Genomic DNA, 26719 nt, shown 5'->3' on the forward strand with positions numbered 1-26719 from the left:
TCAGATTTCCAGGATTTACCGCCATGCCTGCCTTGTTGTCCCCTGCCAATACCGACCACCACAAGGTGGTCATCGTCGGTGCCGGTGCCGCCGGGATCGCCACTGCTTCCAGCCTGATCAGCCGCGACCCATCGTTGGACGTCGCCTTGATCGACCCTGCCGAAGTGCACTACTACCAACCCGGCTGGACCATGGTCGGTGCCGGTGTGTTCAAGGCACCCAGCACTGCCCGCACCATGGCGTCGACCATTCCTCGCGGTGTGCGCTGGGTCAAGGCGCGGGTAAAGGGATTCGACCCATTGGCCCAGTTGGTCATCCTCGATGATGGTCGCGCCATCAGCTATGAACAGCTGATCGTCTGCCCCGGCCTCAAGCTGGACTGGGCGGCCATTGATGGGCTCAGCGAGACCCTGGGCCGCAACGGTGTCACCTCCAACTATCGCTACGACCTGGCACCCTATACCTGGGAACTGGTGCAAAAGCTCAAGCAAGGACGCGCGTTGTTCAGCCAGCCGCCCATGCCGATCAAGTGCGCCGGTGCACCACAGAAGGCGCTGTATCTGTCTTGCGACCACTGGCTGCGCCATGGCCATTTGGGGGCGGTGAAAGCCAGCTTCTACAATGCGGGTGCCGTGCTGTTCGGTGTCGCGGACTACGTGCCCGCGCTGATGAAGTACATCGAAAAATACGCCGTCGATCTCAACTTCTCTCACAGGTTGGTTGCCGTAGACGGCCCGGGAAAGCGCGCTACATTCTTGCGTACCTTGCCCGATGGCAGCAGCGAGACGCGCATCGAGGCCTTCGACATGCTGCACGTGGTACCGCCACAGGTGGCGCCAGACTTCATTCGCGAAAGCCCCTTGGCTGATAGCTCCGGCTGGGTTGACGTCGATCCGCATACCCTGCGCCATCGCAAATACACCAACGTTCATGCCCTAGGTGACGTGGCTAACACCAGCAATGCCAAGACCGCCGCTGCGGCGCGCAAGCAGGCACCGGTGGTCGCCAACAATGTGCTGGTGGCGCTGGGCAGGCTGGCGACCCTGGCTCAGTACGACGGCTATGGCTCGTGCCCGCTTACCGTCGAGCGCGGCAAGATCGTCCTGGCCGAGTTCACCTATGGCGGCAAGCTGGCACCGAGCTTCCCCAACTGGTTACTGGATGGCCGCAAGCCGACCCGCCTGGCCTGGCTGCTCAAGGCACAGGCGCTGCCACCGCTGTATTGGCAAGGCATGCTCAAGGGGCGCGAGTGGTTGGCACGCCCGCAGCTGGTAGCCGAGGGTGGGCAGTGATCGAGCATCAACTGTTAGGGGCGGGCCTGGGCGCAATCATCGGCGCGGTGCTGGCGCTGACCGGCGCAGGCGGTGGCATTCTTGCAGTACCCTTGCTGGTGTTCGGCCTGGGGCTATCGATGGTCGAAGCGGCACCGGTGGGCCTGTTGGCTGTAGGTTTGGCTGCAGCGGTTGGTGCCGTGCTGGGCTTGCGCCAAGGGCTGGTGCGTTATCGGGCTGCGCTGTTCATTGCGTTGGTTGGTGTGGCAGCAGCGCCGTTCGGGCTGATGCTGGCGCACCGCCTGCCGAATGCACCGTTGCAGGTGGTATTCGCCGGCGTGCTGGTTTATGCCTGCCTGCGCATATGGCGCAAGGCGGCCAAAGAGCTGCGTGGCGAAGCCAATGACGCTCATCGCTTTATCGAGCCGTGTGTGCTGAACCCGCTGCAGGGTCGTTTGCGCTGGACCCTGCCCTGCGCGCGCGCATTGGCATTCACGGGTGCCTTGTCCGGGTTGTTGTCCGGCCTGCTCGGCGTGGGTGGGGGGTTCGTCATCATCCCTGCCCTGAACCGCTACACCAACCTGCGCATGGCCAGCATCGTTTCCACTTCGCTGGCGGTGATTGCCCTGGTCTCTACCGGCAGTGTGGTCAGCGCCAGCCTTGCGGGCGTCATGCACTGGCAGGTTGGCGCCCCGTTTGCCGTCGGCGCGGTGCTCGGCCTGCTGCTGGCGCGGCCTTTGGCAGCCAGGTTGGCCGGGCCGCGTCTGCAGCAGATGTTTGCCGTGGCAGGTTGGGCCGCTGCCCTGTTGTTGGCCGGCAAGGCTCTACTCGGCTAGCAACTCGCTTTGTTCGGCCGCGCACAACGCCAGCAGGTAGTCCCACACCACCCGCAGGCGCACAGACTTGTGCAGCTCACGGCGGGTGCAGATCCAGTAGCTGCGCTGGATGGTTTCACCCGGCAGCACGCGCACCATTGTCGGGTCGTGGCGGGCCATGTAGTTGGGCAGCACGGCGATGCCCAGCCCGGCGCGGGCGGCGGCTTGCTGGGCGATCACGCTGGTGCTTCGAAACACCACGTTGGGTGCTCGGCAGAAACTGTTGAGAAACAGCAGTTCCTGGCTGAACAGCAAATCGTCAACGTAGCCGATCCAGCTGTGCCGGGCCAGGTCTTCGCGGTGGCGCAGTGGCGGCGCGCGGTCCAGGTAGTCCTGGCTGGCGTATAGCGCCAGGCGGTAGTCGGTGAGTTTGCGGGTGATCAGCAGATCGGCGTTGGGCCGCTCCAGATGGATGCTGATTTCTGCCTCGCGGTTGAGGATGCTGACGAAGCGCGGCACCGCTACCAGTTCCACCTCCAGGCCGGGGTAGCGCTCGAACAACGCGTTCATGCGTGGGGTGAAGAACATGATGCCGATGCCTTCGGTTACCCCCAGGCGAATCTTGCCCAGCGGGGTGATGGCCTGGGTGATTTCCTCCTGTGCCAGCAGGGCGACGTTCTCCATGGCTTCGGCATGCTTGAGCAGGGCTTGACCCGAGGGGGTCAGCTCGTACCCCTGGGCATGTTGCACGAACAGCGCGGTTCCCAGGCTCTGCTCGATGCTCTCGATATGCCGGGCCACGGTGCTGTGGGTAGTGTTCAGGCGCTTGGCGGCGGTCAGCAGGCGGCCGCTGCGCTGCAACTCGAGGAAAAACCGCAGATCATTCCAGTCGAACATGCTTGTCCTTTATGGCAGTTCGTTCCGGCCTCTTCACGGGCATGCCCCACAGGTGCGGTGAACACCCTGAAGGTAACGTGATCCCTGAGGTGCGGGCGAGCCCGCGAAAAGGTCGGTACAGGCTTGCCACTGTGCTAAAACGCACAGCGGCTGCGCGAAATCTCGTGTTTCATCCACGAAATTACTCACTAAGATGGATCGGGACAAGAATAAAAAACAGGCGCGAGGTTGCACATGCCATCAGCCGATTCTGTCTTCGACTACGTGGTCGTAGGGGCCGGTCCTGCCGGATGCCTGCTGGCCAATCGTTTGTCCGCCGACCCTTCCTGCCGCGTGCTGCTGCTGGAGGCGGGTGGCCGTGACAATTATCCCTGGATCCACATCCCCGTCGGTTACCTCTACTGCATCGGCAACCCGCGCACAGACTGGTGCTTCAAGACCGAGGCACAACCTGGCCTCGGCGGTCGCGCTTTGGGTTATCCAAGGGGCAAGGTGCTAGGTGGCTGTTCGTCGATCAACGGCATGATCTACATGCGGGGCCAAGCCGCCGACTACGACCATTGGGCCGCGCAAGGCAACGACGGCTGGGCGTGGAAAGATGTGTTACCGCTGTTCAAGGCCAGCGAAAACCACTTTGCAGGCGCCAGCGAGCACCACGGCGCGGAGGGCGAATGGCGGGTCGAGCGGCAACGCTACAGCTGGCCGATCCTTGATGCTTTCCGAGATGCCGCCGAGCAGAGCGGTATTGGCAAGGTCGACGATTTCAACACCGGCGACAACCAGGGTTGTGGATATTTTCAGGTCAACCAGCGCAGTGGTGTGCGCTGGAACGCTTCCAAAGCTTTCCTGCGGCCGATCAAGGATCGCGCCAACCTCACTGTGCTGACCGGCGTGCAGGTTGACCAGGTACTGCTCGACAACACCCGCGCAAGGGCGGTGAAGGCGCTCTGGCAAGGGGCCTGGCATGAGTTTGCGGCGCGCCGCGAGATCATCCTCTGTGCTGGGGCGGTAGGTTCACCGGGCATCCTCCAGCGCTCCGGCATCGGCCCGCGTCAGTTGCTGGAAAGCTTGGGTATTGGTGTTCGCCACGACATGCCAGGCGTTGGTGGCAACTTGCAGGACCACCTGCAACTGCGCCTGATCTACCAGATCCGCAACACCCGTACCTTGAACCAGATGGCCAACAGCCTGTGGGGCAAGATGGGCATGGGCCTGCGTTACCTCTACGACCGTAGTGGGCCGCTGGCCATGGCGCCGAGCCAGTTAGGCGCGTTCGTGCGTTCAAGCCCCGAACAGGCCACCGCCAACCTTCAGTATCACGTGCAGCCGCTGTCACTGGAACGCTTCGGTGAGCCGTTGCATCAGTTCCCGGCCTTTACTGCCTCGGTGTGTAACCTGCGCCCGGCCAGCCGCGGGCGCATCGACATCTGCAGCACCGACATGAACAGCACGCCGCTGATCGACCCCAATTACCTCAGTGCTCCGCAGGACTTGCGGGTTGCTGCCGATGCCATTCGCCTTACCCGGCGCATCGTCCAGGCCCCTGCCCTCGCCGCTTTCGAGCCCAAGGAATATTTGCCGGGCCCAGCGCTGCAAAGCGAGGAAGACCTGTTCGAGGCCGCTGGCAAGATCGGCACCACCATCTTCCACCCGGTCGGTACCTGTCGCATGGGCAACGGTGCCATGGACGTTGTGGATAACCAGCTGCGCGTGCATGGCATCCCCGGTCTTCGCGTGGCTGATGCTTCGATCATGCCGCACATAACGTCCGGCAATACCTGTTCCCCCACCCTGATGATCGCCGAAAAGGCGGCGCAACTGATCCTCAAAGGAGCTGCTACCCAGACCTACCTGAACCAAGACGCGTTACCGACGCCCTGACCCGGGTGCGTGCAGTACCGGCGGCTTGCGGTCAGAAGTCGCCGACAGTGGAACAACAAGAATAATCACTGTGGCCTAAGGGCCGAGGACAGCAACGATGTCGGATTACATCCAAGAGCAGGGGGCGGCGGCCAGCAGCTCCAGCCGCCGTGAAGAACGCAAGATCATTTTCGCGTCATCTCTCGGGACGGTTTTCGAGTGGTATGACTTTTTTCTCTATGGTGCGCTGGCAGCGGTCATTAGCAAGCAGTTCTTCGCTGGCGTGAACGATACCACCGCTTTCATCTTCGCCCTGATGGCCTTCGCTGCGGGCTTTCTGGTGCGGCCGTTTGGCGCGCTGGTGTTCGGCCGCCTGGGTGACATGATCGGGCGCAAGTACACCTTCCTGGTCACCATCGTGCTGATGGGCCTGTCCACTTTCGCTGTGGGGTTGTTGCCCACCTACGCCAGCATCGGCATCGCCGCACCGATCATCCTGGTGATCCTGCGCATGCTTCAAGGGCTGGCGCTGGGCGGCGAGTAGGGCGGTGCAGCCACTTACGTGGCCGAGCATGCGCCGCCCGGCAAGCGGGGCTTGCACACTGGTTTCATCCAGTCCACCGCAACGCTGGGCCTGTTGTTGTCGCTCTTGGTGGTGCTGGGTAGCCGGTATATCAGTGGCGACCAGTTCGAGACCTGGGGCTGGCGCTTGCCGTTCCTGCTGTCGATCGTGCTGCTGGCGATCTCCACCTGGATTCGCATGAGCATGCACGAGTCGCCGGCCTTTGTGAAAATGAAGGCTCAGGGTAAGGTCAGCAAGTCGCCCATCCGTGAGTCATTCACCTCCTGGCCAAACCTGAAAGTGGTGCTTACCGCCCTGTTCAGCATCAACGCGGGGCAGGCTGTGACCTTCTACACGGCGCAGTTCTACGTTCTGTTCTTCATGACCCAGATGCTGAAAATGGACTCGGCTCAGGCCAACACCCTGCTCATCATCAGCGTTGTGATTGGCGCGCCGTTCTTCGTGTTCTTCGGCTGGTTGTCCGACCGTATCGGCCGCAAGCCGATCCTGATGCTCGGCCTGTTGCTGGCCACGGTACTGTACTTCCCACTGTTCAAGGCGCTGAGCCACTACGCCAACCCGCAGATCGACGCTGCCAGCCGTCAGGCGCCGATCGTGGTCACCGCCGACCCGCAAGGCTGCACATTCCAGTTCGACCCAGTGGGCAAGGCTCGTTTTGACAGCCCGTGCGACAAGGTCAAGACCTTCCTGGTCAAGCAGGGCCTGCCGTACAGCTCGGTTAGCGTGGCCGGCAGTGAAGTGGTGGTCAACATCGGTGACAAGACCATCAACGGCTTTGACGAAACCGCCATGCGTGCTGCAATCGAGCAGGCTGGTTACCCGGCCAAGGCCGACCCTGCGCAGGTCAACCAGGTAATGGTGGTGGTACTGATCGTGGCGATGATCCTGATCGCGACCATGACCTATGGCCCGTTGGCGGCGGTGATGGTCGAGCTGTTCCCGACCCGCATCCGCTACACCTCGATGTCGCTGCCCTACCACATTGGTAATGGCTGGTTTGGTGGTTTCCTGCCTACCGTATCGTTTGCGCTGGTGGTCTATACCGGGGATATCTTCTACGGGCTGTGGTACCCGGTGCTGGTGACCGGGATCAGCCTGGTGGTTGGGATCTTCTGTCTGAGAGAAACCAAGGATGTAGATATCGACAAAGTCTGATGTCCACATGCCATAAAAAAACCGGCTGTAAAAGCCGGTTTTCTTATGCCTCAAAAAAACTTATGCACGATTTTCAGAAAAAATTCATACAAAGAAATAACTAGCAAATTCATACACTTAGCTATCAATTCAAGCATTTAATCCAAAAACTGCACACAAGTTATCCACAGAAGGTCAAGCCATCTGCTCCTGAGGTTTTTCCGCCGCTGGCGGCAGCGATCCCATGGCCCGCTGGGTCGCTTCGTTCCAAGCTGCAGCGCGGTCGTTGAGTTCGGCGATGGCACGTGGCCCTGTGCCGTTGGCGTACATCGGCTCACCAATTACCACTTCGATTGTACCGGCGCGCTTGCCCCAACCGGTCTTGGGCCAGAACTTGCCGGCGTTGTGGGCAATCGGCAGCACTGGCAGCCCGGCATTCACGGCCAGGGCGGTACCGCCGCGGGAAAACTTGCCGATGGTGCCGAACGGCACACGGGTGCCTTCTGGGAAAATCAGCACCCACGTCTTCTGCTTGAGCAGTTCGTCACCCTTGCTCGCCACTTGGCGCAACGCTTCCTTGGGGTTGTCGCGGTTGATCGCGATGGGCCGCAGCATGGCCATGGCCCAGCCGAAGAACGGTACATACAGCAGCTCGCGCTTGAGCACCTGGCTAAGCGGCGAGAAGTACTGGGACAGGAAGAAGGTTTCCCAGGTGCTCTGGTGATTGGACAGAATCACGCAAGGCTCAGCTGGCACGTTCTCGGCGCCAGTGATCTTGTAGTCGATGCCCAGGATGGTGCGCACCAGAAACAGCGCGCAGCGGCACCAGTACACGTTGATGAACTTGTAGCGCTTGGGGAACGACAGGAACGGCGCGACGAAGAAGCTCAGCGAGCACCACAGCAGCGAACTGGTGCCCAGCAGCAGGTAAAAAAGAAAGATTCTGATCGCCTGCAGGATCGACATAGTGGCTTGTACCATTGCGGGGCATGCCCGCCTGAGAAAAATGCGCCAGAAGGCGCACTGTTTAAATTAGTTCTCTGGCGATAGCTGCCAGATCGTCGAAAATCAGTGTAGTTTCCGGGACGCCTTTTTCCAGGGTCCGCTCGCCCTTGCCGGTTTTCACCAGCACGGGTTGTGCACCGACGGCCAGGGCGGCCTCCAGGTCACCTTTGCTGTCGCCGACGAACCAGACGCCTTCAAGGCCGATCTGGTAATGCTCGGCGATCGCCCGCAGCATGCCGGGCTTGGGCTTGCGGCAATCGCACCCTTCGTCCGGCCCATGCGGGCAATACACGATGTGGCCCACCTCGCCGCCCTGCTCGGCCACCAGCGCGCGCAGGCGCGCGTGCATGGCCTCAAGGGTTGCCAGCGGGTAGTAGCCACGGGCAATGCCGGACTGGTTGGTGGCCACGGCCACCGTCCAGCCCGCCTTGCTCAACTGCGCGATCGCATCGACCGAACCAGGGATCGGCACCCATTCTTCCAGCGTCTTGATGTACGCATCGGAGTCGTAGTTGATCACCCCGTCACGGTCGAGAATCAGCAGTTTCAAGGCTTACCCCAGCAGCGAAATGTCAGCCACGCCCAGGAACAGGCCGCGCAGACGGCTGAGCAGGGCATAACGGTTGGCACGTACCTTGGCGTCTTCGGCGTTGACCATGACCGCCTCGAAGAAGGCATCGACCGGGTCACGCAGGGCCGCCAGGCGGGCCAGCGATTCGCTGTACTGACGTGCTGCAGCCATCGGTTGCACGGCCTGGTCGGCCTGCTGGATGGCCGAGTACAGGGAGAACTCGTTAGCATTGTCGAAGTACTTCGGCTCGACCTGCTCGGCGATGGCACCTTCGGCCTTGCTCAGCAGGTTCGACACGCGCTTGTTCACCGCGGCCAGGGCCTCGGCTTCCGGCAGTTTGCGGAACGCCTGCACAGCTTGTACGCGCTGGTCGAAGTCCAGGGCGGAGCCTGGCTGCAGTGCGCGTACCGACAGGTACGTGGCGACGTCGATGCCTTCGTCTTCGTAACGCGCGCGCAGGCGGTCGAAAATGAACTCCAGTACTTGCTCGGCCAGGCCGGGGGCCTTGACCTTGGCGCCGAACTGCTTGACTGCAAACTCAACCGCACCGGTCAGGTCCAGGTCCAGTTGCTTCTCGATCAGGATACGCAGCACGCCCAGAGCAGCACGGCGCAGGGCGTACGGGTCCTTGCTGCCGGTAGGCAGCATGCCGATGCCAAAGATACCCACCAAGGTGTCGAGCTTGTCGGCGATGGCCACGGCAGCACCGGTCAGGGTCTGCGGCAGCTCGGCGCCTGCACCGCGCGGCATGTACTGCTCGTTCAGGGCCAGGGCTACGTCTTCCGGCTCACCGTCGTTGAGCGCGTAGTAGTAACCGGCAACACCCTGCATTTCAGGGAATTCGCCGACCATCTCGGTGGCCAGGTCGCACTTCGACAGCAGGCCGGCACGGCCAGCGCGCTGGGCGTCGCCGCCGATCAGCGGAGCAATGAAGGCGGCCAGCCTGGAAACACGTTCGGCCTTGTCGTACACGGTGCCGAGCTGAGCCTGGAACACCACGTTCTTGAGGCGCTCGTTGAAGGTTTCCAGTGGTTGCTTCTTGTCCTGCTTGAAGAAGAACTCGGCGTCGGTCAGGCGCGGGCGCACGACTTTTTCGTTGCCTTGCACGATCTGCTTCGGGTCGCGGCTTTCGACGTTGGCCACGGTAATGAAGCGCGGCAGCAGCTTGCCTTCGCTGTCCAGCAGGCAGAAGTACTTCTGGTTGTCCTGCATGGTGGTGATCAGGGCTTCTTGCGGCACCTCGAGGAAACGCTCCTCGAACGAGCACACCAGCGGCACCGGCCACTCGACCAGAGCGGTCACTTCGTCCAGCAGCGCCGGTGGCACGATGGCCGTGCCTTCCTGCTGCATGGCCAGCTCTGCGGTACGCTTGCTGATCAGCTCGCGGCGCTCGGCGAAGTCGGCCAGGACGTAGGCCTTGCGCAGGTCTTCGACGTAGTTGGCCGGGGTGGTGATGAGCACGTTTTCCGGATGGTGGAAGCGGTGGCCACGGGATTCACGCCCGGCCTTCTGCGACAGGATGGTGCAATCGACCACCTGATCGCCCAGCAGCATCACCAGCCATTGGGTCGGGCGCACGAACTCTTCACGGCTGGCCGCCCAGCGCATGCGCTTGGGAATCGGCAGGTCGTTCAGCGAATCTTCGACGATGGTCGGCAGCAGCCCAACGGTAGCCTTGCCCGGGATGTGCTGGGAGAAGCGCAGCTTGGGGCCGCTCTGGTCGATCTCGGCCAGTTCCACACCGCACTTCTTGGCGAAGCCCAGCGCAGCCTGGGTCGGCTCGCCTTCGGCGTTGAAGGCAGCCTGCAGGGGCGGGCCGTCGATGTTGATGCTGCGGTCAGGCTGCTGCACGTCCAGCTGGCGAATCAGCACGGCCAGACGACGCGGCGCGGCGTACACCTGCTTGCCGGTGTAGTTCAGGCCAGCAGCCTGCAGGCCTTTTTCGATACCGGCCAGGAAGGCGTCGCCAAGGCTGGCGAGGGCCTTGGGTGGCAGCTCTTCGGTGCCCAGTTCTACCAGGAAATCTTGAGCACTCATTGTGCAGCCTCCAGCTTAGCCAACACTTCGTCACGCAGTTCAGGGGTGGCCATCGGGAAGCCCAGGCGTGCGCGGGCTTGCAGATAGCTTTGCGCCACGTCCCGGGCCAGGGTACGTACACGCAGGATGTAACGCTGGCGCTCGGTTACCGAGATGGCGCGGCGGGCGTCCAGCAGGTTGAAGGTGTGCGAGGCCTTCAGGACCATTTCATAGGTCGGCAGCGGCAGCTCCAGCTTGATCAGGCGGTTGGCTTCGCTTTCGTAGAAATCGAACAGTTCGAACAGCTTGTCGACGTTGGCATGTTCAAAGTTGTAGGTCGACTGCTCCACCTCGTTCTGGTGGAACACGTCGCCATAGGTGACCTTGCCGAACGGGCCGTCGGCCCACACCAGGTCGTACACCGAATCGACGCCCTGGATGTACATGGCCAGGCGCTCCAGGCCGTAGGTGATTTCACCGGTGACCGGGTAGCACTCGATGCCGCCGACTTGTTGGAAGTAGGTGAACTGGGTGACTTCCATGCCGTTGAGCCAGATTTCCCAGCCCAGACCCCAGGCGCCGAGGGTCGGCGATTCCCAGTTGTCTTCGACGAAACGAATGTCGTGCACCAGCGGATCCAGACCGATGGCTTTCAGCGAGCCGAGGTACAGCTCCTGGAAGTTGGCCGGGTTCGGTTTGAGCACCACCTGGAACTGGTAGTAGTGCTGCAGGCGGTTGGGGTTTTCGCCATACCGCCCGTCGGCAGGACGACGGCTAGGCTGCACATAGGCGGCGTTCCAGGTTTCTGGACCCACGGCGCGCAGGAATGTAGCGGTGTGGAAAGTGCCGGCGCCTACTTCCATATCGTAGGGCTGAAGTACCACACAACCTTGAGCTGCCCAGTAGTTCTGCAGGGCGAGGATCAGGTCTTGGAAGGTACGCACGGCTGGCGTAGGCTGGCTCACGAAATTCACCTGTATCTGGGGATGCGGATGTAAAGAGCGGGAGTATAACCTGATTCGCCTCGCCCTCTACTCATTGGAGCCTTATGCCACGCTGCTTTTGGTGTACCGACGATCCGTTGTACCAGGCCTACCACGACCAGGAATGGGGAATGCCACAGCGCGACCCGGCGTTGCTCTTCGAGATGCTTTTGCTCGAAGGGTTCCAGGCGGGGCTTTCGTGGATTACCGTTTTGCGCAAACGCGAGCGTTATCGCGAGGTGATGTACGGCTTCGACCCGGTAAAGCTGGCGGCCATGAGCGACGAACGCATCGAAGAATTGATGCAGGATGCAGGCATCATCCGCAATCGCCTCAAGCTCAAGGCCGCAAGGCGCAATGCCCAGGCCTGGCTGGCTGTGGATAACCCTGCCGAATGGCTGTGGTCGTTCGTCGGCGGCTCACCGAAGATCAACCACTTCAAGCAGCGCAGCGACGTGCCGGCGGTCACCGATGAAGCCAAGGCAATGAGCAAGGCCCTGCAGAAAGCTGGCTTCACGTTCGTCGGTCCGACCATCTGCTACGCCTTCATGCAGGCCACCGGCATGGTCATGGACCACACCACCGACTGCGATCGCTACGCCGCCTTGTTGCGCTGAGGGGTTACAATGCGCGCCTTGCTGAAATAAGGAATTCGCCTGTGGAAAAGTTCAAGGGCGCCCTGATGGTCGGGGTGCTGCGCCTGTTTGCCAAGCTGCCCTGGGGCGCTGTGCAGCGTGTCGGCGCCGGTATTGGCTGGCTGATGTGGAAAATCCCCAACAGTTCGCGCAACGTGGTACGGATCAACCTGGCCAAATGCTTCCCGGAGATGGACCCGGTTGCCCGTGAGCAACTGGTGGGCCAGGCGCTGCGGGATATCGGTAAATCCTTTGTCGAAAGTGCCTGTGCCTGGATCTGGCCGCCGCAACGCTCGCTGGAGCTGGTCAAGGAAGTGCATGGCCTGGAAGTGCTGGAGCAGGCCCTGGCCTCGGGTAAAGGCGTGGTCGGCATCACCAGCCACCTGGGCAACTGGGAAGTGCTGAACCACTTCTATTGCAACCAGTGCAAGCCGATCATCTTCTACCGCCCGCCGAAGCTGAAGGCGGTGGATGACCTGCTGCGCGAGCAGCGCGTGCAGATGGGCAATCGCGTGGCACCGTCGACCAAGGAAGGCATCCTCAGCGTGATCAAGGAAGTGCGCCGTGGTGGCCAGGTGGGTATTCCTGCCGACCCGGAGCCGGCGGAATCGGCGGGCGTGTTCGTACCGTTCCTCGGCACCCAGGCGCTGACCAGCAAGTTCGTGCCGAACATGCTGGCCGGTGGCAAGGCGGTAGGTGTGTTCCTGCATGCGCTGCGGTTGCCGGATGGCTCGGGCTTCAAGGTGTTCCTCGAAGCTGCGCCGGAAGAGATGTACAGCACCGATGTGAATGTGTCGGCAGCGGCGATGAGCAAGGTGGTCGAACGCTATGTGCGCGAGTACCCCAGCCAGTACATGTGGAGCATGAAGCGCTTCAAGAAGCGCCCGGCTGGCGAGCCGCGCTGGTATTAAGCCATTCACCGCCCCTGTAGGAGCGGGTTTACCCGCGAATGCGTCGGTGAATCCAACATCGCATTCGCGGGTAAACCCGCTCCTACAGGGGCCGCGTCAACCCGCTGCTCTGTTGAGCTTCTTCAGGAATACGGTCATTTCTTTTTCGGCCTGCTTGTCACCATGGGCCTGCGCCGCCACGATCCCGTCTTCCCACGCCTTGCGCGCCGCCGCCAGCTCGCCCTGCAGCTGATAGGCCTTGCCCAGCAGCTTCCATGCTGCCGAGTATTTCGGATCCTGCTCTACACAGCGCGCCAGGTGCACCGCTGCTTCAGCGCCGTTGCCTTCATCCAGCCAGGCCTTGCCCAGGCCAAACCTCAGCAGCGGGTTATCCACACCTTTGGCCAGCATCTTCTCCAGCGATTCGCGCATGCCCTCTTCTCCTAGAAGAAACTCAAGCCGACGTGGAACAGCTTCTCCACATCGCGAATATGCTTTTTATCCACAACGAAGAGGATCACATGGTCCCCTGATTCGATCATGGTGTCGTCATGGGCAATCATCACCTCTTCATCACGGATGATCGCACCAATAGTGGTGCCCGGTGGCAGCGTGATGTCCTCGATTGCCTTGCCGACCACCTTGCTCGACTTCGAGTCCCCGTGTGCCACCGCCTCGATAGCCTCGGCTGCACCACGGCGCAGCGAGTGCACACTGACGATGTCGCCACGACGGACGTGCGCCAGCAGTGTGCCGATGGTGGCGAGCTGCGGGCTGATGGCAATGTCGATATCGCCGCCCTGCACCAGGTCGACATAAGCCGGGTTGTTGATGATGGTCATCACCTTGCCTGCGCCCAGGCGCTTGGCCAGCAAGGACGACATGATGTTGGCTTCATCATCGTTGGTCAGGGCCAGGAAAATATCGGCGTCGGCGATGTTCTCTTCGAGCATCAGGTCTTTGTCCGAGGCGCTGCCCTGCAGCACTACAGTGCTTTCCAGGGTATCGGAGAGGTGCCGACAACGCGCCGGGCTCATCTCGATGATCTTCACCTGATATCGGCTTTCGATGGCCTCCGCCAGGCGCTCGCCGATCTGCCCGCCGCCGGCGATGACAATGCGTTTATTGGTTTCGTCGATGCGGCGCAGTTCGCCCATCACTGCACGGATATCCTTCTTCGCGGCAATGAAGAACACCTCGTCGTCGGCTTCGATCACCGTGTCGCCACGCGGGGTGATCGGCCGGTCACGGCGGAAGATGGCCGCCACGCGGGTGTCGACGTTGGGCATATGCGCACGGATCTGGCGCAATTGCTGGCCGACCAGCGGGCCGCCGTAGTAGGCCTTCACTGCCACGAGCTGGGCCTTGCCCTCGGCGAAATCGATCACCTGCAGCGAGCCTGGGTGTTCGATCAGGCGCTTGATGTAATTGGTCACCACCTGCTCGGGGCTGATCAGAACGTCGACCGGGATATGGTCGTTGTCGAACAGCTCTTCGCGGGTCAGGTAGGACGATTCGCGCACCCGTGCAATCTTGGTCGGGGTATGGAACAGCGAATAGGCCACCTGGCAGGCAACCATGTTGGTCTCGTCACTGTTGGTTACCGCCACCAGCATGTCGGCGTCGTCGGCACCGGCCTGACGCAGTACCGTCGGCAGTGAGCCACGGCCCTGGACGGTGCGGATGTCCAGGCGGTCGCCGAGGTCGCGCAGGCGGTCGCCGTCGGTGTCGACCACGGTAATGTCGTTGGCTTCGCTGGCCAGGTGTTCAGCCAGCGTACCGCCTACCTGCCCTGCGCCGAGGATGATGATCTTCATGCGCTACTCCCTATCCTTTGTTCTTATCCGCGCGAGGCGGCGATCTTGATCAGCTTGGCATAGTAGAAACCGTCGTGGCCGCCTTCCTGGGCCAGCAACTGACGGCCGTGGGGCTGGCGCAGGCCGGCTTCGGTCGCCAGGTCCAGCTCACGAGCGCCCGGGGTGCGCGCGAGGAAGGCTTTGATCACTTCAGTGTTCTCGGTCGGCAATGTGGAGCAGGTGGCGTATAGCAGCATGCCGCCCACTTCCAAGGTCGGCCACAGGGCATCGAGCAGCTCGCCTTGCAGTGTGGCCAAAGCCGGAATGTCGTCGGCTTGGCGGGTCATCTTGATGTCCGGGTGGCGGCGAATCACGCCGGTGGCCGAGCACGGCGCGTCGAGCAGAATGCGCTGGAATGGCTTGCCGTCCCACCAGCTGGCAGTGTCGCGGGCATCGCAGGCGATCAGCTCGGCGTCCAGTTGCAGGCGGTCGAGGTTTTCTCGCACGCGGGTCAGGCGCTTGGCTTCGTGGTCGATGGCCACCATGTGCGCCAGGCCAGCCTCGGCCTCCAGCAGGTGGCAGGTCTTGCCGCCCGGTGCGCAGCAAGCATCGAGCACGCGTTGGCCGGGGGCCAGTTCCAGCAGGTCGGCAGATAGCTGCGCGGCTTCGTCCTGCACGCTCACCCAGCCTTCGGCGAAGCCTGGCAGGCCGCGCACGTCGCAGGCTTCAGCCAGCACGATGCCATCCCGGCTGTACTGACATGCGCTGGCGCCAATGCCTGCTTCGGCCAGCAGTGCCAAGTAGGCATCGCGGCTATGGTGACGGCGGTTGACCCGCAGAATCATCGGAGGGTGGGCATTGTTGGCGGCGCAGATGGCCTCCCACTGCTCTGGCCAGAAGGCTTTCAGCGCCTTCTGCAGCCAGCGCGGGTGCGCGGTACGCACCACCGGGTCGCGCTCCATGCCGGCGAGCAGTTCCTCGCCTTCGCGCTGGGCACGGCGCAGCACGGCATTGAGCAGGCCCTTGGCCCACGGCTTCTTCAGTTTGTCGGCACAGCCCACGGTCTCGCCGATGGCGGCATGGGCCGGAATGCGGGTGTAGAACAGCTGGTACAGGCCGACCAGCAGCAGCGCCTGAACATCGGCATCGGCTGCCTTGAAGGGCTTTTGCAGCAGCTGTGCGGCCAGCAGGTCGAGGCGTGGCTGCCAGCGCGCGGTGCCGAACGCCAGGTCCTGGGTCAGGCCGCGGTCGCGTTCATCTACCTTGTCCAGTTGCGCCGGCAGCGAGCTGTTCAGCGAAGCCTTGCCGCTGAGCACAGCGGCCAGCGCACGGGCGGCGGCGAGGCGTGGGTTCATTGGCCCAGCACCTTGCCAGCGGCGAACTTCTCGCGGCGGCTGTTGAACAGGTCACTGAAGCTCAATGCCTTGCCGCCAGGCAGTTGCAGGCGGGTCAGGCTCAGGGCTTGGTCCCCGCACGCAACTACGAGGCCGTCCTTGCTGGCGGAAAGTATCTCGCCTGGGGCGCCTTGGCCTGTGGACAGGTTGGCGGCCAGCACCTTGACGCTTTCACCATCCAGAGTGCTGTGACACACCGGCCATGGGTTGAAGGCGCGGATCAGGCGTTCCAGCTCGACAGCGGGGCGGGTCCAGTCGATACGCGCTTCGTCCTTGTTCAGTTTGTGCGCGTAGGTGGCCAGGGCATCGTCCTGTATTTCGCCTTGCAGCGAACCGTCAGCCAGGCCGGCGATGGCCTGAACCACTGCGGGCGGGCCCATTTCGGCCAGGCGATCGTGCAAGGTGCCGCCGGTGTCCTCGGCGCTGATCGGGGTGACTACCTTGAGCAGCATCGGGCCGGTGTCCAGGCCGGCCTCCATGCGCATCACGGTCACGCCGCTTTCGGCGTCGCCAGCTTCCACGGCACGCTGGATCGGCGCGGCACCGCGCCAGCGTGGCAGTAGGGAAGCGTGGCTGTTGATGCAACCCAGGCGCGGGATATCCAGCACCACCTGCGGCAGGATCAGGCCGTAGGCGACCACTACCATCAGGTCTGGTTTGAGTGCGGCCAGTTCGGCCTGCGCATCGGCGTTGCGCAGGGTCTGCGGCTGGAACACCGGGATGTCATGGGCCACGGCCAGTGCCTTGACCGCACTTGGCATCAGCTTCTGGCCACGGCCGGCCGGGCGGTCGGGCTGGGTGTAGACGGCCACGATCTCGTAGGGGCTGTCGAGCAGGGCCTTGAGGTGTTCGGCGGCAAACTCTGGAGTGCCTGCAAAGACGATGCGCATGGAGTTCTCGCTTCAAAAAAGAAAAAGGCTTGCCGGAGCAAGCCTTCAGGAAGGTGGGGATCAGGCTTGCTGGCGATGCTGCTTTTCCAGCTTCTTCTTGATCCGGTCGCGCTTGAGCTGCGACAGGTAGTCGACGAACAGCTTGCCGTTGAGGTGATCGAATTCGTGCTGTACGCACACCGCCAGCAGGCCTTCGCATTCCAGTTCGAACGGCTTGCCGTCGCGGTCCTGGGCCTTGACCCGGACACGCAGCGGACGGTCGACGTTCTCGTAGAAGCCTGGTACCGACAGGCAGCCCTCCTGGTACTGGCCCATGTCATGGGTCAGCTCTTCGACCGACGGGTTGATGAAGACGCGCGGTTCGCTGCGGTCTTCGCTGAGGTCCATGACCACAACCTGCTTGTGCACGTTCACCTGGGTAGCGGCCAGGCCGATGCCAGGGGCTTCGTACATGGTTTCAAACATGTCGTCGATCAGCTGACGCAGGGCGTCGTCGAACTCCGTCACCGGTTTGGCGAGGGTGCGCAGGCGCGGGTCCGGGAATTCGAGAATGTTCAAGATGGCCATAAGGTCAGGCAGTCACTGTGCGTTCGGTTGAAAAGTCGGGTGGGAACCGGCCATTACTGGCCAGCTCCCCCCTAAGAACCGTACGTGCGCCTTTCAGCGCATACGGCTCAAGCCTTCACCAAGCTTCCAATGGAAGCCGGTTTGCTCACGTGCAGACCACGCGTGTGGAGCTGGTTGTGACAATTAGGATGCAAGAGTACCCGATTGGCCAAAGCGTCACCACCGTCTACGGCCCGGTGGATGATGTGGTGGTCGTGCCACCCTGTTTCCTTGGTGATCGGTTGTTTGCAAAGCAGGCACAGGCCGTTCTGGCTGGCGAATAAATTTCCGATTTGTTTCCGGTACTTCAGCTTATTCAGCATCCGGTCCATCCGGAGTTTCTCACCCATGGCCTCCATGGCTGGATCGTAGGGGTTATATTCCCCACTCACCTTTCTGTGCCGCTCGATCGGAGTACTCGCAAGCGAGTACAACTCGAACTCCCGTTTCGTCCCATTTTCCTCCAATACTGTGGTCGCGAACACCCATTTCCTGTCCCCTGAGGCCCGAAAATACTTCTTCCTGACCCAGTCGAGGGACTTGTTTGGGTGCCGCCTCTTTGCCCATCGCCAGAGTTTGATAAACACTCTGTTGTCCATATGGCTGTACGCTTGTTTGGCAACTACTGGCTGGTGGTACAGAGCCCACCCTCTCAACATCGGGTTTAGCATTCGGATCAAGTCGCCCTGCTTCACCGTCTTGTGAGAGTCGATCACCTCTCGAACCTTGCTATAGAACGCCTTAACGTTCTTCTTGCTCGGCTTGATCAGTAACGTTCCGTCGTATTTCCGGAAACTCCATCCAAGGAAGTCGAAGCCTTCGTCGATGTGAGCAACACGCGTTTTCTTGAGTGACAACCGCAGCCCTCGCGTCGCGAGGAACTGTTCTACCCAAGGTTTTACTTCGTTCTCAAGCACCTCCGAGGAGGTGCCAGTAATCACGAAGTCATCTGCGTATCGCACCACATTCACCTTCAGTTTCTTCGCCCTTGCCACTCCCAGGTATTGCTTGAGGAGTGTTTCCAGACCATCCAGTGCCAGATTTGCCAACACCGGGGAGATAATTCCCCCTTGTGGCGTGCCTGCGTCCGTTGCGTGCAACTGCCCCTTGTGGATGACTCCAGCCTTTAACCACTGCTGAAGCATCCGGGTATCCGTAGGGGCATTCCTTAGCAGCCATTCGTGGTTGATGTTGTCGAAGAACCCTTCGATGTCTGCGTCCAAAACCCAACAGGCGGAAGCCTGTTTGGAAAGACACAGGAAGAGCTGCGCCATCGCATCCGCCGTACAACGTTCGATCCTGAAGCCGTAGCTATTAGGATCGCCATGGGTTTCGGCGATGGGAGATAGGGCCAGCATGTACAGCGCTTGCATAGCCCTATCAGTCATGGTCGGTATGCCCAATGGGCGTTCCCGTCCATCCGACTTCGGGATGTAGACTCTCCGTAGTGGCCGAGCCCGGTAACCCCGCGTCTTCAACTGACCAACCGCGTTCCATTTCGCGATGGGTGTGTCCCAGAGTTGCCTATCGACTCCCGCCGTACGGCTTCCCTGATTTTCCGTGACTCTCCGTACAGCCAAGTATCTGGCCGACTTCGAGCGAGTAAGCATTCGTTGCAGGGATTTAACCCTGCGCCATTTGCCTTCCCGACAAGCCTTCGCAATTCGCACCTGCATTTCCCGGACATTCCGTTGAACCCGACGCCAATCGACGTCGTGCCATTGTTGCGGAGTGCCGGAAAGCGCAGGCTCACCTTGCTGGCTGAGCTCTTTCATGCTGCTTTCCTCTCAAAGTGATACCACCCGAGCGGAATGCGCACGTACCCCTGAGGGGCGTATGCACCCCGTCAGGGTTGGAAGATCAAGGGCCAATGAAGCCTGCCCTGAAGTTGATGAGACGGTCTCAGTCAGAGTCATTGCGGCAGAAGACCACGCAGAAGTCTGCCCGGTTTCCCGTGGGGTGATGTTCCAACCCCTATCCAAGCCATTACAACCTGGCATTCGCTTTCTCTGCGATCCCATACCCGCACCGCCAACAGTGTTCCTTACGGTTCACCTGCCCAAAGGGCAGCGATACGGGCTTACCACGTTCCCTGTCTGTCACACGACTGGGTTAGGACCTACCTTTTTCACCGGTGATCTCGGAAGACGACGTATCCCCAGCTCAGACGGGAATAACCGATCACGTACCTTTTGGTTCAAGCCTGTCAGCAGCTTTGGCTTGGCTATGTTTACGGTGTTTATCAGTAGTTCACATATGTTGCCCATACCAGTCAGCCTAGCGCCTTAACCCGGCACTGCTCCGAGTCTCTGCACCCCTCCTCGCGGAGAGAATGCACCCGAGATGGGGGCTACATTGTCAGACGGGCTTCACACACCACCGTTGCCAGTAGTGCATGCCGTCGTAGGCTACCGTTGGTCGTACAACGAGTCCGCTACTGCTCCGTGTGGGCGGCAGTTGGACAATGACAGACAGAGCTTCCGCTCATGTCTCCTGAGGAAAAGCCGAGCCAAGACGGTAATGACCGTTGGTCGGTTATTTGTTACCTCCTGCAATGAAAACGAGCAGGAGGTGACCCCTGCGGGGATCTACACTCCCGCGTGGGTTAAGTCTAAGAGGCTCTCCAAAACCGGGAGTACCGGTTCTGCGGTCGTGCTACCGAGAGCTGAACGACCTTGGGGTTTGCCATCCGCCGCAGCGGTAAGCCCTTGAAGGCAGTGGACTTCTGGGTTGGTTTTGTTTCTTGGGGATGGATACCCAAGTATTCGATTTCCTTGCAGAAATCCCATCAAGCTGGCCATACAGCTTGGTGGAGGAGACACGCTACGCGTGTCGCACCTGAGCACACATAATAAAGGGAAACGGGGATTTCGGCACCTGGCAAGCTCGTCTAGGGTGACTATGGGCTTGATAGCCCCCAATCAATGGACAGCTTTTCAAAGTGTTACTCACAGAGTTATCCACAGGTTGTGCCACGTAATTGGCCCCGTTTCGATCAAGGATGATCTCAATGCCCAGTCACCATTCGTCGCCCTGCCCGCCTGCCGAACTGGAGGCACGCTTACGCCTGCATCGCCTCCCCGAGGCTGGACTGCGGCGCTTTCGAACGTTGCTCGAAGCCTTCGGCAGTGCCTCCTCCGCGCTCAGTGCGCCCGCTTCGGCCTGGCGAGCGCTGGGCATTCCCCAAGCCACCATCGATGCCCGGCGCAGTGCCGAGGTACGCGATGGCGCACTGGCTGCTATGGCTTGGCTGGAGCGCCCTGGCCAGCATTTGCTGATGTGGGACGGCCCAGACTACCCAGCCTTGCTGGCAGAAATCGACGATGCCCCGCCGCTGCTTTTTGTCGCTGGCGAACCTGCCTTGCTCGATCGTCCTCAGCTGGCCATCGTGGGCAGCAGACGTGCCACACCCCCGGCGCTCGACACCGCCCGGGCATTTTCCCGCTACCTCGCGCAGGCTGGTTTCACCATTACCAGCGGGCTGGCGGTAGGTGTCGACGGTGCCGCTCATCGGGCCGCGTTGCAGGCTGGCGGCGGCACGATTGCCGTGCTCGGTACGGGGTTGCAAAAACTTTATCCACAGCGCCATCGGGACCTTGCGCAGGCGATGATCGACAACGGCAGCGCGCTGGTTTCCGAGTATCCCCTGGATGCCGGGCCGCTGCCCGGCAACTTCCCCCGGCGCAACCGCATCATCAGTGGCCTGTCGCTCGGTGTGCTGGTGGTCGAGGCGAGCCTCGCCAGCGGCTCGCTGATCACGGCGCGCCTGGCGGCGGAACAAGGCCGCGAGGTGTACGCCATTCCGGGCTCCATTCATCACCCGGGGGCCAAGGGCTGTCACCAGCTGATTCGTGATGGGGCGCTGCTGGTGGAAACTGTGGAACAGATCCTGGAAAGCTTGCAGGGTTGGCAGAACCTGCCGCCTGCGGTTGTGGACAGATTCGACCACCCCCTGCTCGCCCTGCTGCATGCCGCACCCCAGACCAGTGAAAGCCTGGCCCACTGCAGCGAGCAGCCGCTGGCCGACGTGCTGGCGCAGTTGACCGAGCTGGAGCTGGAAGGCCGGGTCAGCAATGAAGCCGGGCGTTGGTTTGCCCGCGCGGGCTAAGTACACTGCTCACATGCAAGGTATTTAGGCGGAGAAACAGCAATGGTGAGCAGTTTTCGTGTGCAACAAGCCGCACGTGAGATCCGGGCGGGCGCGGTGATCGCCTACCCGACGGAAGCGGTCTGGGGCCTGGGCTGCGACCCATGGAACGAGGACGCGGTGTATCGCCTGCTGGCGCTGAAGTCGCGTCCTGTGGATAAAGGGCTGATTCTGATCGCTGACAATATCCGTCAGTTCGACTTCCTGTTCGAGGACTTCCCCGAAGACTGGATCGACCGCATGAGCAGCACCTGGCCGGGGCCGAACACCTGGCTGGTGCCGCACCAGGACCTGTTGCCCGAATGGGTGACCGGGCAGCATGACACGGTAGCGCTGCGGGTCAGTGATCACCCGGTGGTGCGTGAGCTGTGCGCGCTGGTGGGGCCGCTGATTTCCACCTCGTGCAACCCTGGCGGGCGCCCGGCGGCGAAGACCCGCTTGCGGGTTGAGCAGTACTTCCATGGCCAGTTGGACCTGGTGCTGGGTGGTGCGCTGGGCGGGCGGAAGAACCCGAGTGTGATTCGCGACCTGGCAACCGGCGAAGTCGTTCGCCCGGGTTGATACCAATCCACACGCCTGGCTCGGGTCTCGGGCCCCTGTGGGAGCGGGCGCGCCCGCGAAGAATACAACTCGGTGCCTGGCACGGGCTTCGCCCGTGTTCGCGGGCATGCCCGCTCCCACGAGGTTAGGGCCAATTCACCGCAGATTTTTCTGATTATGTCTCGAATGGCTGTCCGGTACTGAGTTTGGGAAATTTCTTACTCCCTGCGTCCCCAGTCTTCACCTTCCCTGCATAAACCCCAGCCTCTAGCTTGCTAGCCATGCGTCGCACGTGCGGCGCTCGATCTTTGACGCTAGCAAGAACCGTCGCCAATCGGCGGGAGTACTGGGGAACATGCCGCTATTCGAAAATGCCGAGTACCTGATAAGGGCGAATCTTGAGCAGCTTGCGTCCAACCACCGGGTCAGGGCGGTGGAAATTGGTAGGTTCACCGCTGATCAGTTTGACGCGATCAATAGGCAGAAGGACGGGCAGGATTTGCCACAGCTTGAGGACCCAGGCATCGTTTTCATCGGTAGCCATGCCTACAGAAGCCGGGTAGTACGAGATGGTTACACCATCGATGACATGATTCTGCAGATCAAGGCAGCACTGGCTGCGACGTCGATCTGGAAGAGTGCCACGCACATGACTGCCCTTCGCAGCACGTTTGGTCGCGATGATGGCTATGGTAACGAGGTCTTCGATGAGGCGATTTTTGAACTGACGGCCCGCAAGCCCAAGGCAGAGCTCTATTCCATCATCCCGAAAGGGGATAGAAACAAGCCAAAAAATAAAGGCCGCTTAAGCGGCCTAAATGGCGGGGATGCACTCGCCCGGATAACTTGAAACTCAACCGGCGCACCAGCACATCCTCAAGCAGAAAGGCTACGCTTCCGAATCTGTACGGTCAAGCCGGGATCTTTTTCTCGCGTGCTATAGATGGGCCTTCTGTGGCTTTCTACGTGATCAGGGTTTTCTGATTTTTGCCAAAATGTCTGTCCAGCTGGGCACTTCGGAAATATCCTACGACCCGCGTCTCCTTACATCACCTTCTAAGTGGGAACCTCTGCCTCTAGGCTCTATCCGTCGCCGAATAACTTGGCGATCGGGTGTGGTAGCCCGGATGCATTTTTTCCATGACAGTCTATGGTGGCTGTGCGTGGGAGGCTTTCGAGCCTGCCTGGATTGGAAAATGCCCGGGTCTACCACCTCGCGTACAGTCGCCACCCATTCACGTGGTAGTGAGGGTTGGCGGCCTTGAGGAGCATTTTCCAATGATGAAGAAAATAGTCCCCGATCCACCTCTCCCATGCACCTCCACCCGCCCCTTCGGCCGCTGCGATGCCGGCCACGATCCACTCTTCACCGTCAACCCAAACATTTCTGCCGAGGACGCTTTGGTCCACGTAGCCCTTTACCTGCGCAGCGCTTACGAAACCGGCTACAAAGCTTTGGACTACATGCGTGAAGAAGGCCGTGGCATGTTCTGGTCGAACCTGCATGCGATTGAGATGGCAGAGGGTGTGATCGAGGCGATACTCGATGGCATCGAGTCGTCTCCACCGCCGACAAACCGACCCTCACAGGCATAGCGAAGCTATCGAAGCCGACGCAGTACCTGTGGGAGCGGGCTTGCCCGCGAACACCGGCAAAGCCGGTGCCATCCATCGCGGTGGCTTCTTCGCGGGTAAACCCGCTCCTACAGGGGATGTGTGTGGCTCAGGGGATTAGTACAGTCGATCCTACAGTCCGCCGCGCCGACAGCTCTGCCTGCGCCTTGGCCGCCTCGCTCAGTGGATACCGCTGCTGGATATCCACAACCAGCTTTCCGCTCGCAATCATCGCAAACAGGTCATCGGCCATGGCCTGGGTGTTCTCGGCATTGTTGGCATAGGTGGCCAAGGTCGGCCGGGTGACATACAGCGAGCCCTTCTGCGCCAGAATCCCCAGGTTCACCCCGCTCACTGCACCGGAAGCGTTGCCAAAGCTCACCATCAACCCACGCGGGCGCAGGCAGTCCAGGGAGGTCAGCCAAGTGTCGGCGCCCACGCCGTCATACACCACAGGGCATTTCTTGCCGTCGGTCAGCTCCAGTACGCGCTTGGCCACATCTTCACGGCTGTAGTCGATGGTCGCCCAAGCCCCCAGCGCCTTGGCCCGCTCTGCCTTCTTGGCAGAGCTCACGGTGCCGATCAGCTTGGCGCCCAGGGCCTTGGCCCACTGGCAAGCCAGCGACCCTACACCACCGGCTGCGGCATGGAACAGGATCACATCACCCGCCTTCACCTCATAGGTCTGCTTCAGCAGGTACTGTACGGTCAAACCCTTGAGCATCACCGCTGCCGCCTGCTCGAAGCTGATGGTGTCCGGCAGCTTGACCAGGTTGGCTTCCGGTAGCGTATGCACCTCGCTGTAGGCGCCCAGCGGGCCGCCGGCATGTGCCACACGGTCTCCTACCTTCAGCCGGGACACGCCTTCGCCCACGGCCTCTACCACACCTGCCGCTTCGGTACCCAGGCCAGAAGGCAGGGACGGCGGCGCATACAGCCCGCTTCGGAAGTAGGTATCGATGAAGTTCAGGCCGATCGCATGGTTACGCACGCGCACCTGCTGCGGCCCGGGCGGGGTGGGTTCGAATTCCACAAACTGCAGCACTTCCGGGCCGCCATGCTGGCTGAACTGGATACGCTTGGCCATCTCGCACTCCTGTAGTCGGGATCGGGAAAGGCCTTCTATCGGACGCCTTTGCTTGGTCGTCGTCAACTGCGGCGCGCGCGCTGGCGGTGGTATGCTACGCGGCGAATTCTTCCCTGCCCGTTCCTGGTGACCCGATGACTAGCCGCACCGAGGCCGTGAAAGCCTACCTGCTCGACCTGCAAGACCGCATCTGCTCTGCCCTCGAAACCGAAGACGGCGGTGCCCGCTTCGTCGAGGACGCCTGGGTGCGCGAAGCCGGTGGCGGGGGCCGCACGCGGGTGATCGGCGACGGTAAGGTGATCGAGAAAGGCGGAGTCAACTTCTCCCATGTGTTTGGTGCCGGCCTGCCTCCCTCGGCCAGCGCCCACCGCCCTGAACTGGCGGGCCGTGGCTTCGAGGCCCTGGGGGTGTCGCTGGTGATCCACCCGCACAACCCGCATGTGCCTACTTCCCACGCCAATGTGCGGTTCTTCATCGCCGAAAAGGAAGGTGAAGAGGCCGTATGGTGGTTCGGCGGCGGCTTCGACCTGACGCCGTACTATGGCAACGAAGAAGACTGCATCCACTGGCACCGCGTGGCCGAACAGGCCTGCGCACCGTTCGGCGCCGACGTGTATCCGCGTTACAAGGCCTGGTGCGACCGCTACTTCCACCTCAAGCACCGTGGCGAGCCACGCGGCATCGGCGGCCTGTTCTTCGACGACCTGAACGAGTGGGACTTCGACACCTGCTTCGCTTTCATCCGCGCCATCGGCGATGCCTACATCAACGCCTACTTGCCGATCGTCCAGCGCCGCAAAGACACGCCTTACACCCCGCAACAGCGCGAGTTCCAGGAATACCGCCGCGGCCGCTACGTGGAGTTCAACCTGGTCTATGACCGCGGCACCCTGTTCGGCCTGCAGTCCGGTGGCCGCACCGAATCCATCCTCATGTCGCTGCCACCGCAGGTGCGTTGGGGTTATGACTGGAAGGCCGCGCCCGGCAGTGAAGAAGCGCGCCTGACAGAGTACTTCCTGCAGGACCGCGACTGGCTCGGCCAGTAAGCCTGTGGATAAACAAGGAGCCGTCATGGACCAGTACGTCGTTTTTGGTAACCCCATCGGCCACAGCAAGTCGCCGCTGATCCACCGCCTGTTCGCCGAGCAGACCGGTCAGGACCTGGAATATGCCACGCTGCTGGCGCCACTGGACGAGTTCAGCGACTGCGCGCGCGGCTTCTTCAAGCAAGGCAGTGGCGGCAATGTCACCGTGCCGTTCAAGGAAGAGGCCTACCGCCTGTGCGACAGCCTGACCCCGCGTGCCCGGCGCGCAGGCGCAGTGAACACGCTGAGCAAGCTGGCTGATGGCACCCTGCAGGGCGACAACACCGACGGCGCTGGCCTGGTGCGCGACCTGACGGTGAATGCCGGGGTCGAGCTGGCGGGCAAGCGCATTCTCATCCTCGGTGCCGGTGGCGCCGTGCGCGGCGTGCTGGAGCCTATTCTGGCGCACAAGCCGCAGTCGCTGGTGATTGCCAACCGTACCGTGGAAAAGGCCGAGCAGCTGGCGCGCGAGTTCGATGAACTGGGGCCGGTGGTGGCCAGCGGGTTTGCCTGGTTGCAGGAACCTGTGGATGTGATCATCAACGCCACCTCGGCGAGCTTGGCCGGGGAATTACCACCGATTGCCGACAGCTTGGTCGAGGCGGGTCGTACGGTTTGCTACGACATGATGTATGGCAAGGAGCCGACGCCGTTTTGCCAGTGGGCTACCAAGCTGGGGGCTGCCAAGGTACTGGATGGGTTGGGGATGCTGGCTGAGCAGGCAGCTGAAGCCTTCTTTATCTGGCGTGGCGTGAGGCCGGATACGGCGCCGGTGTTGGCTGAACTGCGCCGGCAACTCGCTCGGGGCTGAGATGGCCGGGGCCGCTTGGCGGCCCTATCGCGACGCAAGGCCGTTTCCACAAAGTACGTCGTACGCCGATCCTCTGTGGGAGCGGCCTT

At 61.6% G+C, this 26719-nt stretch carries 23 protein-coding genes and 1 pseudogene; 12 read left to right on the forward strand and 12 right to left on the reverse strand.

The genetic code is table 11. The features are described 5' to 3' along the window. Window positions 1-23 precede the first annotated feature (23 nt). Together AC3RCM_RS00340 and AC3RCM_RS00345 are read left to right on the forward strand one after the other, a co-directional pair. Complete coding sequence (locus tag AC3RCM_RS00340) at window positions 24-1292, forward strand: NAD(P)/FAD-dependent oxidoreductase (RefSeq protein WP_010951462.1); 1269 nt, start codon at window positions 24-26, stop codon at window positions 1290-1292. Beyond that, entirely contained in the window at window positions 1289-2107 is an 819-nt protein-coding gene (locus AC3RCM_RS00345; protein WP_014589206.1) for a sulfite exporter TauE/SafE family protein, read from the forward strand. Before AC3RCM_RS00340 ends, AC3RCM_RS00345 begins: the two co-directional genes overlap by 4 nt. On the opposite strand, the gene AC3RCM_RS00350 is transcribed toward AC3RCM_RS00345, so the two are convergent. Continuing rightward, the gene (locus tag AC3RCM_RS00350) at window positions 2096-2983 is read right to left on the reverse strand and encodes a LysR family transcriptional regulator (RefSeq protein ID WP_064492541.1); all 888 of its coding nucleotides are present in this window, start codon (window positions 2981-2983) and stop codon (window positions 2096-2098) included. The two genes, AC3RCM_RS00345 and AC3RCM_RS00350, sit on opposite strands and share 12 nt — an antisense overlap. Window positions 2984-3217: 234 nt before the next feature. On the opposite strand from AC3RCM_RS00350, the gene AC3RCM_RS00355 reads away from it, so the two are divergent. Together AC3RCM_RS00355 and AC3RCM_RS00360 are read left to right on the forward strand one after the other, a co-directional pair. Next, complete coding sequence (locus tag AC3RCM_RS00355) at window positions 3218-4864, forward strand: GMC family oxidoreductase (RefSeq protein WP_064492540.1); 1647 nt, start codon at window positions 3218-3220, stop codon at window positions 4862-4864. A gap of 97 nt (window positions 4865-4961) precedes the next feature. After that, window positions 4962-6581: pseudogene (locus AC3RCM_RS00360) on the forward strand (MFS transporter). Window positions 6582-6755: 174 nt separating this feature from the next. Here the strand turns inward: AC3RCM_RS00360 and AC3RCM_RS00365 are convergent. The 4 genes from AC3RCM_RS00365 to glyQ are packed head-to-tail and all read right to left on the reverse strand — an operon-like array spanning window position 6756 to window position 11117. Next, window positions 6756-7541 carry a lysophospholipid acyltransferase family protein gene (locus AC3RCM_RS00365; RefSeq protein WP_010951467.1) on the reverse strand — a complete coding sequence of 262 codons (786 nt, stop codon included), beginning with the start codon at window positions 7539-7541 and terminating at the stop codon, window positions 6756-6758. Between the two features lie 46 nt (window positions 7542-7587). Continuing rightward, window positions 7588-8115, reverse strand: a complete 528-nt coding sequence (gene gmhB, locus AC3RCM_RS00370) for a D-glycero-beta-D-manno-heptose 1,7-bisphosphate 7-phosphatase (protein ID WP_003253129.1) — start codon at window positions 8113-8115, stop codon at window positions 7588-7590. Between the two features lie 3 nt (window positions 8116-8118). Continuing rightward, entirely contained in the window at window positions 8119-10173 is a 2055-nt protein-coding gene (glyS, locus tag AC3RCM_RS00375; RefSeq protein ID WP_020192531.1) for a glycine--tRNA ligase subunit beta, read from the reverse strand. After that, a complete protein-coding gene (gene glyQ, locus AC3RCM_RS00380) occupies window positions 10170-11117 on the reverse strand; it encodes a glycine--tRNA ligase subunit alpha (RefSeq protein WP_003253126.1) in 948 nt (315 codons plus the stop codon). The genes glyS and glyQ overlap by 4 nt, the downstream gene beginning before the upstream one ends. Window positions 11118-11200: 83 nt before the next feature. On the opposite strand from glyQ, the gene AC3RCM_RS00385 reads away from it, so the two are divergent. After that, a complete protein-coding gene (locus AC3RCM_RS00385; RefSeq protein ID WP_020192530.1) occupies window positions 11201-11752 on the forward strand; it encodes a DNA-3-methyladenine glycosylase I in 552 nt (183 codons plus the stop codon). A gap of 41 nt (window positions 11753-11793) precedes the next feature. Next, entirely contained in the window at window positions 11794-12681 is an 888-nt protein-coding gene (locus AC3RCM_RS00390) for a lysophospholipid acyltransferase (RefSeq protein ID WP_003253121.1), read from the forward strand. A 96-nt stretch (window positions 12682-12777) separates the two neighbouring features. Here the strand turns inward: AC3RCM_RS00390 and AC3RCM_RS00395 are convergent, their stop codons facing one another. The 6 genes from AC3RCM_RS00395 to ltrA all read right to left on the reverse strand — a co-directional run bounded on the left by AC3RCM_RS00395 (window position 12778) and on the right by ltrA (window position 19121). Then, entirely contained in the window at window positions 12778-13092 is a 315-nt protein-coding gene (locus AC3RCM_RS00395) for a tetratricopeptide repeat protein (protein WP_047603763.1), read from the reverse strand. Between the two features lie 11 nt (window positions 13093-13103). Beyond that, window positions 13104-14477, reverse strand: a complete 1374-nt coding sequence (gene trkA, locus AC3RCM_RS00400; RefSeq protein ID WP_010951472.1) for a Trk system potassium transporter TrkA — start codon at window positions 14475-14477, stop codon at window positions 13104-13106. 23 nt (window positions 14478-14500) lie between these two features. After that, complete coding sequence (rsmB, locus tag AC3RCM_RS00405) at window positions 14501-15811, reverse strand: 16S rRNA (cytosine(967)-C(5))-methyltransferase RsmB (RefSeq protein ID WP_492629296.1); 1311 nt, start codon at window positions 15809-15811, stop codon at window positions 14501-14503. Then, window positions 15808-16740: a methionyl-tRNA formyltransferase gene (fmt, locus tag AC3RCM_RS00410; protein ID WP_064492538.1), complete on the reverse strand. Its 933-nt coding sequence runs from the start codon at window positions 16738-16740 to the stop codon at window positions 15808-15810. The genes rsmB and fmt overlap by 4 nt, the downstream gene beginning before the upstream one ends. Before the next feature lie 60 nt (window positions 16741-16800). After that, window positions 16801-17307: a peptide deformylase gene (gene def, locus AC3RCM_RS00415; RefSeq protein WP_003253111.1), complete on the reverse strand. Its 507-nt coding sequence runs from the start codon at window positions 17305-17307 to the stop codon at window positions 16801-16803. A gap of 107 nt (window positions 17308-17414) precedes the next feature. After that, window positions 17415-19121 (reverse strand): group II intron reverse transcriptase/maturase, encoded by a 1707-nt coding sequence (ltrA, locus tag AC3RCM_RS00420; RefSeq protein ID WP_197862758.1) that lies wholly within the window; start codon window positions 19119-19121, stop codon window positions 17415-17417. A gap of 1235 nt (window positions 19122-20356) precedes the next feature. Here ltrA and dprA point away from each other — a divergent pair. From dprA to AC3RCM_RS00440, 4 genes are all read left to right on the forward strand, one after another. Next, window positions 20357-21454, forward strand: a complete 1098-nt coding sequence (dprA, locus tag AC3RCM_RS00425) for a DNA-processing protein DprA (RefSeq protein WP_019436826.1) — start codon at window positions 20357-20359, stop codon at window positions 21452-21454. A gap of 42 nt (window positions 21455-21496) precedes the next feature. Next, window positions 21497-22054: an L-threonylcarbamoyladenylate synthase type 1 TsaC gene (gene tsaC / locus AC3RCM_RS00430; RefSeq protein ID WP_010951476.1), complete on the forward strand. Its 558-nt coding sequence runs from the start codon at window positions 21497-21499 to the stop codon at window positions 22052-22054. Between the two features lie 334 nt (window positions 22055-22388). Further along, window positions 22389-22883, forward strand: a complete 495-nt coding sequence (locus AC3RCM_RS00435) for a hypothetical protein (RefSeq protein ID WP_064492537.1) — start codon at window positions 22389-22391, stop codon at window positions 22881-22883. A 428-nt stretch (window positions 22884-23311) separates the two neighbouring features. After that, window positions 23312-23629, forward strand: coding sequence for a hypothetical protein (locus AC3RCM_RS00440; RefSeq protein WP_064492536.1), 318 nt, complete (start codon window positions 23312-23314; stop codon window positions 23627-23629). A 127-nt stretch (window positions 23630-23756) separates the two neighbouring features. Here AC3RCM_RS00440 and AC3RCM_RS00445 read toward each other — a convergent pair whose 3' ends face one another. Next, window positions 23757-24734, reverse strand: coding sequence for an NADPH:quinone reductase (locus tag AC3RCM_RS00445; protein WP_064492535.1), 978 nt, complete (start codon window positions 24732-24734; stop codon window positions 23757-23759). Window positions 24735-24868: 134 nt separating this feature from the next. Between AC3RCM_RS00445 and hemF the strand changes: the two genes are divergently transcribed. Continuing rightward, window positions 24869-25780 carry an oxygen-dependent coproporphyrinogen oxidase gene (gene hemF / locus AC3RCM_RS00450; RefSeq protein WP_014754944.1) on the forward strand — a complete coding sequence of 304 codons (912 nt, stop codon included), beginning with the start codon at window positions 24869-24871 and terminating at the stop codon, window positions 25778-25780. Window positions 25781-25805: 25 nt separating this feature from the next. Next, a complete protein-coding gene (gene aroE, locus AC3RCM_RS00455) occupies window positions 25806-26630 on the forward strand; it encodes a shikimate dehydrogenase (RefSeq protein ID WP_003253098.1) in 825 nt (274 codons plus the stop codon). Window positions 26631-26719: the final 89 nt, after the last annotated feature.

It is taken from the genome of Pseudomonas sp. GW823-FHT05G12 (genome assembly GCF_058795575.1).